This window comes from Streptomyces sp. NBC_01217, from assembly GCF_035994185.1.
Taxonomy (GTDB): Bacteria; Actinomycetota; Actinomycetes; order Streptomycetales; family Streptomycetaceae; genus Streptomyces.
This window is the reverse complement of the sequence record NZ_CP108538.1, coordinates 8,717,159-8,729,708: the sequence shown is the minus strand read 5'-3', so window position 1 is coordinate 8,729,708 and position 12,550 is coordinate 8,717,159. Positions and strand designations below refer to the sequence as shown.

At 66.3% G+C, this 12,550-nt stretch carries 9 protein-coding genes and 3 pseudogenes; 6 read left to right on the top strand and 6 right to left on the bottom strand.

Translation table 11 applies throughout. From position 1 onward, the window contains the following. Positions 1–67: 67 nt before the first annotated feature. From OG507_RS38940 to OG507_RS38925, 4 genes and pseudogenes are all read left to right on the top strand, one after another. Positions 68–889: a TauD/TfdA family dioxygenase gene (locus tag OG507_RS38940; protein ID WP_327371809.1), complete on the top strand. Its 822-nt coding sequence runs from the start codon at positions 68–70 to the stop codon at positions 887–889. Between the two features lie 172 nt (positions 890–1,061). Continuing rightward, positions 1,062–2,312, top strand: a complete 1,251-nt coding sequence (locus OG507_RS38935; RefSeq protein WP_327371808.1) for an MFS transporter — start codon at positions 1,062–1,064, stop codon at positions 2,310–2,312. Continuing rightward, positions 2,311–2,743 (top strand): annotated as a pseudogene (locus OG507_RS38930) (transposase); the annotation flags it as partial. The gene OG507_RS38935 and the pseudogene OG507_RS38930, both read left to right, overlap by 2 nt. A gap of 907 nt (positions 2,744–3,650) precedes the next feature. Next, positions 3,651–5,042, top strand: a complete 1,392-nt coding sequence (locus OG507_RS38925; RefSeq protein ID WP_327366649.1) for an IS1380 family transposase — start codon at positions 3,651–3,653, stop codon at positions 5,040–5,042. 239 nt (positions 5,043–5,281) lie between these two features. Here OG507_RS38925 and OG507_RS38920 read toward each other — a convergent pair whose 3' ends face one another. The 5 genes and pseudogenes from OG507_RS38920 to OG507_RS38900 form a co-directional block, all read right to left on the bottom strand. Continuing rightward, positions 5,282–5,899 carry an IS3 family transposase gene (locus OG507_RS38920; protein ID WP_327372239.1) on the bottom strand — a complete coding sequence of 206 codons (618 nt, stop codon included), beginning with the start codon at positions 5,897–5,899 and terminating at the stop codon, positions 5,282–5,284. A 1-nt stretch (position 5,900) separates the two neighbouring features. Continuing rightward, positions 5,901–6,886, bottom strand: a pseudogene (locus OG507_RS38915) (IS5 family transposase). Positions 6,887–6,899: 13 nt separating this feature from the next. Beyond that, a complete protein-coding gene (locus tag OG507_RS38910; RefSeq protein ID WP_327371807.1) occupies positions 6,900–7,256 on the bottom strand; it encodes an IS3 family transposase in 357 nt (118 codons plus the stop codon). A 288-nt stretch (positions 7,257–7,544) separates the two neighbouring features. Beyond that, complete coding sequence (locus tag OG507_RS38905; RefSeq protein ID WP_327366649.1) at positions 7,545–8,936, bottom strand: IS1380 family transposase; 1,392 nt, start codon at positions 8,934–8,936, stop codon at positions 7,545–7,547. A 59-nt stretch (positions 8,937–8,995) separates the two neighbouring features. Then, positions 8,996–9,259, bottom strand: coding sequence for a transposase (locus tag OG507_RS38900; protein ID WP_327371806.1), 264 nt, complete (start codon positions 9,257–9,259; stop codon positions 8,996–8,998). Between the two features lie 106 nt (positions 9,260–9,365). On the opposite strand from OG507_RS38900, the gene OG507_RS38895 reads away from it, so the two are divergent. Together OG507_RS38895 and OG507_RS38890 are read left to right on the top strand one after the other, a co-directional pair. Then, on the top strand, positions 9,366–9,554 hold the full coding sequence (locus OG507_RS38895; RefSeq protein WP_327371805.1) for a hypothetical protein: 189 nt from the start codon (positions 9,366–9,368) through the stop codon (positions 9,552–9,554). Positions 9,555–9,840: 286 nt separating this feature from the next. After that, positions 9,841–10,644, top strand: coding sequence for an aminoglycoside 3'-phosphotransferase (locus OG507_RS38890; RefSeq protein WP_327371804.1), 804 nt, complete (start codon positions 9,841–9,843; stop codon positions 10,642–10,644). Positions 10,645–11,005: 361 nt separating this feature from the next. Here OG507_RS38890 and OG507_RS38885 read toward each other — a convergent pair. Next, a pseudogene (locus OG507_RS38885) lies at positions 11,006–11,844 on the bottom strand (IS5 family transposase). Positions 11,845–12,550 lie beyond the last annotated feature (706 nt).

Below are 12,550 nucleotides of genomic sequence, written 5' to 3'. Positions count from 1 at the left end.
GGAACGATCCATACACGAGCAGTTCTCCCCGGAATTCACTTCCGCCGGCCTGTTCATCGTCCGGGGAATGAACATCGATGACAACACCCTTGGCCCCACACCCCTGCACTGGTCCCGCGCAGGAGACGCAGGAGCGGTCTGGGACATAGTCCTGCTGCTCATCGTCCACATGATGGGGCATCCCATCGCCTGGGCGGGACAGCAGAACGGCCGCGCAGTCAACAACATCGTCCCCGCAAAAGGCCACGAGAACGAACAGACCGGGGCCAGCAGCACCGTCCTACTGAGTCCGCACACCGAAGACGCCTTCCACCCGCAGCGCGCCCATCTGCTGCTCCTGTGCTGCATGCGCAACCACGACCGGGTGGCCACCACCGCAGCAAGCGTGCGCCGCACCGCACTCGACACCCAGGACATCGCCCAGCTCACCCGCCCGGTGGTGCCCATTCTCCCCGACGACGCCTACGCAAAGGTCCCGGACTTCCACGGCGAACCCCCCGCAGTGCGAACACTGTGGGAATCCCCGGAAGGACTCACCCTCCGCTTCGACCCGGCATACACCCCGCTCGACCAGGCCGGCGAAGACTACCGGGCCGCCTACCGGCGACTGGGACACGAACTGACGAAAGCATCCACCGAGGTCGTCCTGGAGCCCGGAGACGTACTCGTAGTGGACAACGACGCCGTCGTGCACGGCCGGGTCCCCTTCCGCGCCCGCTACGACGGAACCGACCGCTGGCTCAAGCGTGCACTCGTACGGATCCCAGGACGGCCCAGCCGCCCGTCATCAGAACAGCACGAACACGGCTACGGCCAGTCCGCGATCGAGCCCCAGCCCATACCAAACACAGCGACCACGACAGCCTCACCTCGACCGGGCAACCACTGACACGCCCCGACCAGACCAGGAACACATTGCGCGCACACCGCACCCGGAACCCCCGCACATGACCACGCCCCGGGGGGGATAACGCAACAAGCACTCCCCCGCCGTCCGACCGCACCCCCCGACCTGCCCGAACCGCCGCCCCGGTCACCTGCCCGCGAAGGAGCCGCCATCAATGCCGGCCCGAACACAGCCCCTGCACAACCCACTCGGCCCCCGATTCCTCCTGCTGTGGAGCTCGGTGACAGCGGCCAGCCTCGGCGACGGCATCGCCCTGACAGCAATGCCCCTGCTCGCCGCACACCTCACCAGCGACCCGCGCGACGTATCACTCGTCTTCCTCGCCGAACAACTGCCCTGGCTCCTCATCGCCCCGGTCTCCGGAGTCCTCGCGGACCGCCTCGACCGCCGACGGGTCCTGCTGATCACCGACTCCCTGCGCGCCCTGACCGCCGCCGCGTTCGCCACAGCAGTCCTCGCAGGACACGCCTCGATCGCACTGCTCAGCACAGTCGCCCTGCTGCTCGGCACCACACAGGTCATGTACGCGGGCGCATGGGCCGGCATGGTCCCCGCACTCGTCGCCCCGGACGCACGCACCCGCGCCAACGCAGCACTCCAGGCAACAGCACAAGTCATGGCCAACCTCCTGGGATCACCACTCGGCGCCCTGCTCTTCCTCACCACACTCGCCGCACCATTCGCCGCGCAAGCCGCATGCATCACAAGCGCCGTCCTCCTCATCGCCGCACTCCCAGGAAATTTCCATGCACGCACAACCACCCCGAAACCACGAACATCCATCCGCCACGAAGCAACCGAAGGCATCCGCTGGCTATGGCACCACCAACAGCTACGAACCCTCTGCCTGACCGGCGGCATCTCCAACCTCGTGATCGTCGGCCTCACCACAATCCTGGTCCTCTACACAAAAAACACACTCGGACTCGACAGCCTCGGCTACGCACTGATCATGGCAGCATTCGCAGCAGGCGGCCTGACCGGCGCCGCCATCACCCCCCGACTCTCCGAACGGATCGGCCCCAGAAAAACACTCACCCTCGCCATGACCACCCAAGCAGCAGCCATAGCCGCAGCAGGCACCGTCTCCTCCCCCATCGCATTCGGCTGCTCCATCACCGCCTACGGCGCAGCATCACTGACATGGAACGTCATCGCCCTGTCCCAACGCCAAAACCTCATCCCCGACCACCTCTTCGGCAGAGTCAACATGACCTACCAAATGACCAACGCAGGCATGAGCGCCACCGGCGCCATCACCAGCGGAATAATCGCCCACCTCCTCGGACTCCGCGCACCCTTCCTCATCGGCGCAGCCCTCCTCCTGACCATCACCACACTCACGACACACAAACCCCAAAACCCACAACCCACACCACACAACCACCCCACACCCACCCACTAAGGACGTCTTCAGTAAGAGGATCGTGGGCTACTCCATCGACGATCGGATGAAGTCCCGACTGGCCGTCGCAGCCCTGGACAACGCCGTGGCCCGCCGCGACAACGTCGCCGGGTGCATTCTCCACAGCGATCGCGGATCGCAGTTCCGGGCAAGGAAGTTCGTCCGGGCGCTCACCGGGCCACCAGATGGCCGGTTCGATAGGGAGGGTCGGGGCGGCGGGCGACAACGCGGCCATGGAGTCGTTCTTCAGCCTGCTGCAGAAGAACGTCCTCGACCGCCGACAGTGGGCCACCCGTGAGGAACTGCGGATCGCGATCGTCACCTGGATCGAGAGGACGTACCACCGACGCCGCAGACAAGCCTCGCTCGGCCGGCTGACCCCCGTCGAATTCGAGACCGTCATGACCACACCGGCCCTCCAGGCCGCGTGACCACACCTGTCACCCAACCCTGCATCAGACCCAGGTGGATGAGGCCGCAGACGGCCACCAGGCTGTCGGGAACCGTCAGTTGCCTGCGTCCGGTGGTAACGGGGACAAGCGTCCGGTATCGAGGAGCCAGCCGGTACGCAGGACAAAGCCGCCGCGCAATGCCGCAACCCGCGAGGCAGCCGCGCAATGCGGCAATACAGGAAGCTGGTGGCTGGCTGCTGCCGCGCCGCACGTAGTTTGGCCGACTCGCCTTTGTGTTCAGAGCATCGCCATGGTTGGCTCCGCCGCAGGGGTGCTGAGGGGTGCTTCCGGTCATCGCCCCTTCCGCGTCGGCGTCTCCTTCGCAGCCAATGTGTGTCGCTTGGTTGAAGTTGCTGGCCGGTTGGGCTGGAGCTAACCTGGATTGGTGTTGTGGCATTGGTGAGGTACTGCGTCGAGAGGGGTTGTGCGCACGCTGAGCCGGGCTTTCACGGGCGCTCGTGAAGCCGAGGCCACATAGGCGGCTGCCTACCGCACGAGCCTATGTCAAGGGCAGTGGCTGACGAAGGGTTCCGGACCGTACGCCAGCAACGAAGGCCACAGACGTGTGTCCGCCGGCGTGTTCAAATGCGCATCTGCGTAGTGCTTGGATTGCCGAGGGGGGCTTACCGCCATCGGCAAAGGTGCGAGCGACGGGGCACGGTACATGCGCCACGGGCACCTTGTGTCGGGCACAGGGGGGTAGTCGCCCCGAGGAGATTCCTATGTCCAAGACCCACACACACTCCGGCCACCCCCGCCGTCTGAGCCCGGATCCACCGGCTGACCTCTGTGGACAACTTCTCCGGGAACGAGGAAGAGCCTTGTGACCTGCGATGATGGGAGTTCTTGAGGCTTCCAGCACGCACGATGACAAGGCTCTTCCGAGATGCAATCTTCCCATGCCGCCGTCCATGTCTCCGCACTCTTCGACGAGCCGAATCTGATCGCGGATGCGGGGCTGCTTCCGCTGATCGCGCTCGCCGAACGGGTCGGCCTGCCCGGTCTGGCCGCCCAGGTCCGCATCGAGGCGGCCGACAACAGCGGCGGCGCCCATCCGGCGGCCAAGGTGATGTCGCTGCTGGGCGCGATGTGCTCGGGGGCCGACTCCATCGATGATGCCGACCGGCTGCGGCACGGCGCAATGGACCGGGCCTTCGCCGGGATACGCGCCCCGTCCACGCTGGGCACCTTCCTGCGCTCCTTCACCCACGGCCACAACCGGCAACTCCACCGTGTGCACCGGGAATTCCTGGCCCGCCTCGCGACCCGTACCCCGCTGCTGCCCGGCGCCGGGCAGCTGATGTTCATCGACATCGACCCCACCCACCGCCGGGTCTACGGACGGGCCAAGCAAGGCGCCGAGCACGGGCGCCTGAAGGGGCAGCGCACCCTGCACCCGATCATGGCCACCCTGTCCACCCCGCTCGCCCGGCCGGTGATCGGTGCGGTCCGCCTGCGCCGCGGCAAGGCCGCCGACGTCCGCGGCGCGAAAAGCTTCGTCGCCCAGGCCCTGGCCATCGCGAAGGACGCGGGCGGAACCGGAATCCGGATGGTGCGGGCGGACAGCAAGTTCTACACCGCCGATGTGGCCGCCGCCTGCCACAGGTCCGGTGCCCACTTCTCCCTCACCACGGGCATGAACCCCTCCATCGCCGCCGCGATCGGCCGCATCACCGAGGACGCCTGGATCCCGATCCGCTACCCCGAGGCGTTCGTGGATCCCGACACCGGCGAGATGGTCTCCGACGCCGAGGTCGCCGAGACCGAGTACACCGCGTTCACCGGACGCAAGAAGGCCGAGCAGGTCACCGCCCGTCTGATCGTGCGACGGGTGCGACGCCTGAACCCGCAAGCAGCCACCGGGCAGGGCGAGTTGTTCGACTCCTGGCGCTACCATCCCATCTTCACCAACAGCCCCTTCGGCATGCTTCAGGCCGAACTGCACCACCGGCAACACGCTGTCGTGGAACAGGCGATCGCGGACGGGAAGTCCTCCGCGCTCGCCCACCTGCCCTCGGGAAACTTCCAGGCGAACGCCGCCTGGCTGATCCTGTGGGCCATGTCGCACAACCTGCTGCGGGCCGCCGGCGCCCTGGCCTCGGCCTTCCACGCCAAGGCCACCACCGCCACACTCCGCGCCCACCTGATCCACGTCCCCGCCCGACTCGCCCGCACCGCGAGGACCAAGCTGACCGCCCACCTGCCCGCCAACTGGCCCTGGCAGGCCGCCTACCAGGACTTGTTCGAGGCCGTCCATCACCCACCGTCGACACCCTGACGGCCTCCATCGACACCGCACCCTGACGGCCGCACCGGCCACCGGCACCACCGCCCCAGCCCCGACTCGCAAAACACCTCGGACAGGCCGCGACCCGAGCGCGGCGGGCGCCGCCCGCCCTCGAACCCAAGCCCCACACCACCATCAGCCCTCGGCGAGAAATCGGACCTCGGAAACATCAGCCGGTGGATCCGGGCTGAGGGGCCCCGCGTTTCCCGGACAGGTGTCTGCCGTTGATTTCACGCGGCGATTCGCAACTTCTGGTGCTCGGTGTGGACTTCGAGTGGAGGTCGGTATCCCACCGCCGAGTGAAGGCGCTTGCGATTGTACCAGAATTCGATGTATCGAGTGATGTCCTGCCGAGCGGCCTCATGGGTCAAGTACGTTACCCGGGACACGCGTTCATTCTTCAGGACTCCGAAGAATGATTCGGCCATGGCGTTGTCGAAACAGATTCCGGTACGGCCGGCGGATCTGCGGAGGCCGTACCGTTCCAGTGTCTGCCCGAACTCGCCCGACATGTAGTTGCTTCCACGGTCTGAGTGGAATATTGCGCCCCTGGCGAGCTTCCTGTTGCGTGCCGCGTTGCGGATGGCCCGGGATATCAGCGATGTCTGGTAGTGGTCGTCCATCGCATAGCCGATGACTTCCTTGGTGCAGCAGTCGAGGACGGTCGCGAGATACAGCCAGCCCTCACCGGTCGATATATAGGTGATGTCTCCGACGAGTTTTTCTCCGGGGGCGCCGGCGGTGAAGTTGCGGCCGACGAGGTCTGGCACGGGGCCGGTTGTGCTCTTGGTGAGGCCGAAGCGTTTCGGCTTGGGCTGGCAGGGCTCTAGGTCCTGTACGGAGTTCAGATCATGCTCGTCGGGTGATGCCGCGTAGCCACAGCATCGTGCCGCACAGGTGGAGTCCGGCCAGGTAGCTCTCGGGAGTCTTGTCGTAGCGGGTGGCGATCCCGCGCCAGTTGCGCAGCCGGTTGATGCACCGCTCGACCGTGTTGCGGTCCTTGTACAGCTCGGCGTCGTGACTGACGGGGCGGCCTCCGCGCGAGCCCTTCTTTTTGCGGTTGGCCGTCTGGTCCGCCTTCTCCGGGATCACCGCCCGGATTTGGCGTTTGCGCAGGTAGGCGCGGTTGCGGCGGGAGGAGTACGCCTTGTCGCCGGCGACCGCGTCCGGGCGGGTGCGGGGCCGGCCCCTCCTGCCACGGACCTTGATCTTGTCCACGACCCGCGCGAACTGCGGGCTGTCACCGGCCTGGCCGGGGGTGAGGACGAACGACAGTGGACGGCAGCGCCGTTCGGCTGACAAGTGCACCTTGCTGGTCAGCCCGCCCCGGGAACGACCGAGCTCAGCAGCCTTCAAACGGGCCCGGCGGCGTCGCCGCAACCGCTGCCGCTCGGCTCGTTCCGGGTCCCCGTCCTGATCGTATTGCGGCTCCCGTCCCTTCTTCCCGCCCCCTTTTCGGACTCTGCGGCCTCCACCAGCGCTTCCAACTGCTCTTCGTCCAGAACCATCCCGGCGGCGTGGTGGTGAGCGCGGGAGGTAGCAGAGTCCACGCTGACCAGCGACAGGTCTGCCTCACCGCGTTCTGCGGCATAACCGATGACCGTCTCCATCAGGTGCTGGAAGACGCCCTCGCGCGTCCAGATACGGAAGCGGTCGTAGACGCTCGACCACGGACCGTACTCGGCAGGCACGTCTCGCCAGGGGCTGCCGGTGCGGAACCGCCACATCGTCGCGTTGAAGTGTTTTCGCAGGTCAGGTATGGGTCCGGATACTCCCAGCGGGAGGTGGGGCTCAATCAGGGACCACTGCTCATCGGTCACATCGCCACGTGCCATACCTGATGGCCTATCAAGCGCACACGGTTCCGCGCTGCGGATTACCCGAACCGTGATCTGAACTCCGTACAGGACCTAGGCCCAGCTCGCGCATGAGCCCGCGTACCAGCTCCAGGCCCGCGGCGATGCCCCAGCGTTGCAGCTGGGCATGGATGCGCCGGTAGCCGTAGGTGCTGTCTGAGTCCTCGAATGCCTTCTTGATGAGCAGTTTCAATTCATCGCGCCGCTGAGCCGTCGCGGAATCCGGGCGGCCGCGCCATTCGTAGTAGCCGGATCTGGACACGTCGAGGCGATTGCACATGTACTCGACGCTGTACGCGTACTCCACCGTGTCGAGTCGCATCTCGTCGATGAACTCGTACTTGCTCACTACCGGGGATCCCTCGCGAAGTACGCCGCGCATTTTTTCAGGAAGACGTTCTCCATCTCGACTTCCCGAATACGGCGTTCAAGCTCCTTCAGCCCGGATCCACCGGCTGATGTTTCCGAGGTCCGATTTCTCGCCGAGGGCTGATGGTGGTGTGGGGCTTGGGTTCGAGGGCGGGCGGCGCCCGCCGCGCTCGGGTCGCGGCCTGTCCGAGGTGTTTTGCGAGTCGGGGCTGGGGCGGTGGTGCCGGTGGCCGGTGCGGCCGTCAGGGTGCGGTGTCGATGGAGGCCGTCAGGGTGTCGACGGTGGGTGATGGACGGCCTCGAACAAGTCCTGGTAGGCGGCCTGCCAGGGCCAGTTGGCGGGCAGGTGGGCGGTCAGCTTGGTCCTCGCGGTGCGGGCGAGTCGGGCGGGGACGTGGATCAGGTGGGCGCGGAGTGTGGCGGTGGTGGCCTTGGCGTGGAAGGCCGAGGCCAGGGCGCCGGCGGCCCGCAGCAGGTTGTGCGACATGGCCCACAGGATCAGCCAGGCGGCGTTCGCCTGGAAGTTTCCCGAGGGCAGGTGGGCGAGCGCGGAGGACTTCCCGTCCGCGATCGCCTGTTCCACGACAGCGTGTTGCCGGTGGTGCAGTTCGGCCTGAAGCATGCCGAAGGGGCTGTTGGTGAAGATGGGATGGTAGCGCCAGGAGTCGAACAACTCGCCCTGCCCGGTGGCTGCTTGCGGGTTCAGGCGTCGCACCCGTCGCACGATCAGACGGGCGGTGACCTGCTCGGCCTTCTTGCGTCCGGTGAACGCGGTGTACTCGGTCTCGGCGACCTCGGCGTCGGAGACCATCTCGCCGGTGTCGGGATCCACGAACGCCTCGGGGTAGCGGATCGGGATCCAGGCGTCCTCGGTGATGCGGCCGATCGCGGCGGCGATGGAGGGGTTCATGCCCGTGGTGAGGGAGAAGTGGGCACCGGACCTGTGGCAGGCGGCGGCCACATCGGCGGTGTAGAACTTGCTGTCCGCCCGCACCATCCGGATTCCGGTTCCGCCCGCGTCCTTCGCGATGGCCAGGGCCTGGGCGACGAAGCTTTTCGCGCCGCGGACGTCGGCGGCCTTGCCGCGGCGCAGGCGGACCGCACCGATCACCGGCCGGGCGAGCGGGGTGGACAGGGTGGCCATGATCGGGTGCAGGGTGCGCTGCCCCTTCAGGCGCCCGTGCTCGGCGCCTTGCTTGGCCCGTCCGTAGACCCGGCGGTGGGTGGGGTCGATGTCGATGAACATCAGCTGCCCGGCGCCGGGCAGCAGCGGGGTACGGGTCGCGAGGCGGGCCAGGAATTCCCGGTGCACACGGTGGAGTTGCCGGTTGTGGCCGTGGGTGAAGGAGCGCAGGAAGGTGCCCAGCGTGGACGGGGCGCGTATCCCGGCGAAGGCCCGGTCCATTGCGCCGTGCCGCAGCCGGTCGGCATCATCGATGGAGTCGGCCCCCGAGCACATCGCGCCCAGCAGCGACATCACCTTGGCCGCCGGATGGGCGCCGCCGCTGTTGTCGGCCGCCTCGATGCGGACCTGGGCGGCCAGACCGGGCAGGCCGACCCGTTCGGCGAGCGCGATCAGCGGAAGCAGCCCCGCATCCGCGATCAGATTCGGCTCGTCGAAGAGTGCGGAGACATGGACGGCGGCATGGGAAGATTGCATCTCGGAAGAGCCTTGTCATCGTGCGTGCTGGAAGCCTCAAGAACTCCCATCATCGCAGGTCACAAGGCTCTTCCTCGTTCCCGGAGAAGTTGTCCACAGAGGTCAGCCGGTGGATCCGGGTTCAGACGGGCCCGCTCGCTCACCGTCAGGTCTGCATCGGCAGACGGCTCATGCTGTTTCTGATGCTTCTTCACCCAGCCCCGGAGCGTCTCCGGATTCAGCTCAAGATCGCGAGCCGTCTCGGAGATGGTCTTGCTGGACCGGAGTGCGATCTGGACGGCTTCCTCGCGGAACTCCGGTGAATATTTGCTGGGTGGCGCCACTTCGTGCTTCCTCGTTTCCTGTTCAGGGCAATCCTATTGGGTCCCTGTCCGGGAACTTCGAGGCACCACAGGTGTCGAACTCAACCAAGGCCGCGTTCACGAGTTCGTGGACCGCTCCCTGATGCTGGTGACAGCGCTGTCCCCGGTGATTGGCTACGACAAGGCGTCCACAATCGCTCACAAGGCCAACGATGAAGGAACCACGCTGCGGGAGGCCGCACTGGCGTCTGGCTACATCAACGCCGAGGACTTCAACCACATTGTCAACCCCCGCGCCATGGTCGGCCAGGAATAGAAGGGTGCCGAGCAATAGTCGGCACTCGCCAGGTGTCCGTTGGATCGGTGGCGTGTGCGGCGCGGCCCGTTCCCGTGCAGGCGTGCCCCAGACCCACGCCTCTCCGGGGAGAGCAATTGTCAAATCCTGTGGATCGATCGGCGGCGCAATGGCTGGACGATCTTGCGATCGAGGCGGGGCGCCCGCGCCGTGCTGCGGGTCTCTCTGCGAGTTGCCGCAGTTGCCGGCGGCGGTGTCCGGGAAAATTGGTTGACCGGCTGTCGGCAGGTCCGGCAAGAATGGCCTGGTGATAGCCACGTCGCCTCAAGGACCGGTCGAGCTTCCATGGATCGTCACCGAGTTGGCGGCGGGGCGGCCGGTGCAGGCCGTATGGGAGAACGAACTCGGCGGCCTGACGTTTCGGATCGGACTGGGGGATGCACGGCAGTTTGTGAAGTGGACGCCATCCGGCAGTGGTATCGACCTTTCGGCCGAGGTGGTGCGCCTGCGCTGGGCAGCGGCGTTCACTGTGGTGCCGCGCGTCATCGACGAGGGCGCGGACGAAACGGGGTCCTGGATCGTCACAGCCGGCTTGCCCGGACGCATGGCGGTGGACGACTACTGGAAGCGCGACCCCGACACCGCAGTACGCGCTATCGGTACTGGGCTGCGCGCCCTGCATGAAGAACTGCCCGTTGCGGACTGCCCGTTCGGCTGGTCGGCCGAACAACGGCTGAATACGGTTCGGCCGCGAGCGGCGGCGGGCCGGATCAATCCGGCGGACTGGCCTCAAGACCTTCAGCACATCGGGACCGTTGAGCGTGCGCTCGGCCTGCTCGCCGACACCCCGCCGGTCGATGAGCTCGTCGTCTGCCATGGCGACGCCTGCGCTCCGAACACCCTGATCGGCGACGACGGCAGGTGCAGTGGCCACGTCGACCTCGGCGCGCTCGGTGTCGCCGACCGCTGGGCCGACCTCGCCATCGCCACGTGGAGTACGCAGTGGAACTACGGTCCCGGTTGGGAGGAACCGCTGCTCGAAGCCTACGGGGTCGCGCCGGACCCGGAACGGATCATGTATTACCGTCTGTTGTGGGAGCTGTCGGACTGAGCCGGTGGACCCGCATGGTGTGGTGAAGCGGTTCAGGCTGCGGTGACATCATCGTGCTCGACCAGGTGTCCGCGTTCAAAGCGGGCTCCGGCGCGGACGAGGGCGACGAGGTGGGGTGCATTCACGGCTCTCGCTGAGCATCGCGATGCAGCAGACTCATCCTCACGGCCTTCGTGCTGAACGTGTGTGTTCCTTGGTCGGAGCACATGTTCAGACGAAGGCCGCCTCCGTGTACGGCGGTTACCGAACCGAGTGATCAAGTTAGGGGATGTTGTAGTAGTCGACCATGGCGTCGGCGAAGTCGCCCCAGGCGTTCGTGCTCTGAGAGGGCGTTTGATCTAGCCGAATTGCCCTTTAAGCTCTAGTAAGTCCCTTGCCAGGTTGTTGTGGTCTCGTCCGTTATGCGCTTGGTGAGGTTGTCGATCGACGCGATGTGGATCATGGCCTCGGAGCTGGCTGTGAGGGTTTCGTAGTCGCGGGCGAGACGTCGGTGCATCATGATCCACCCGATACTTCGTTCCACTACCCAGCGCCTTTTTACGACGTGAAATCCGCGAACTCCGGGGTTTCTGTTGACGACTTCGACGTCGATTCCGAGCTGGGCCCCGTGCTCGACGACGGCGTTTTTGAAGCCGGTGTCAACCCAACTCTTGGAGATGGTCGGGTACGTCTCCTTCGCCTGGTCGAGGAGGCGTATTCCCAGGGCGTTCTCGGAAAGGCCGGCGGCGGTGACGGTCACGGCAAGGATGAGGCCGATCGTGTCGGTCAGGATGCCCCGCTTCCGGCCTGCGATCTTCTTGGCGGCGTCGGTTCCCTGGCTGGTCACGGGCACGTTGGTGGAGGTCTTCACGCTCTGGGTGTCGATGATGGAGGCGGTGGGTTCGGGCTTGCGGCCTTCCTTCACACGGGCCAGGCCCGTGAGGTCGTAGTTGAGTTGGGCGAAGATTCCCTCGTCGCGCCAGGCCGCGTAGTAGAAGTAGACGGTGCCGTGCCCGGGAAGTCGTGCGGAAGATATTTCCAGGGGATTCCCGTGCGGTTCACATAGAGAATCGCGTTGAACACATCACGGAGTTCGACTTTGGGCGGCTGACCGGTGGGCCTGCGGTCGAGCCGGGCTTTCCGCCAGGCCGTCAACGTCGGCTCGATCAAGGCCCATCGGGCGTCGGACAGGTCGCTGGGGTACGGCTTCCGTTGGCTCACGCCGTAGCGTGATCATGGGCCGCACCGGAAGGTGGCGTTCCGTCGCTGCTCGGGCGATTCCGTGATCTTTTCGAACCAGACGGACTTCAGGCCGCAACCTCGGATGAGACGGGCAGTCGAGTTCGCAGCCCCTGAGGGCGCGATAGCCGCTCACCCGTTCATACGCCTCAAAACGGGGCACGGATGAAAGACATTTACCGGACCTGACCTGCATAAACGCCCTCTGACTTCGCCGCAGAGGCGGAGGAACGCCACCCAGACGTCGCCGCCTGCTGCAAGGGCGGCACCATCCGGCGCTTCTCAACGGTGTGCGCCGGCCGAAATACGAGCGGGGCCACCGGGGCGTTTTCCTGCTGCCCGGCCGGCTGTGACCGTGATCACTTGGTACTCGTAGCGTAGAGCCGGATGCCACTGGAGATCTTGGCGCGGCTGGTCCCCTGGCCGGGTTTCCGCCGGTTCGCCCGTTCAGCGCGTGCATCGCTTACGACGGAGCGCTCATGCCGCCCTGCACGCTCCGTCGTGGACGGAAGCCTGCCCGATCAGACAGCAACCACCCCGGCACCGCCAGCCGATGGGCTCGCTTCACCGGCGACGGCTGGGCCGGCTGCCCAGCGGCTCGCCCTACGTGAGCGCCCAGCCGTTCGGCGGGTATGGGGGCGTGATGCCATGGGGACCGGACGGTTGGTCGAAGTCGGGCGGGCCGCTG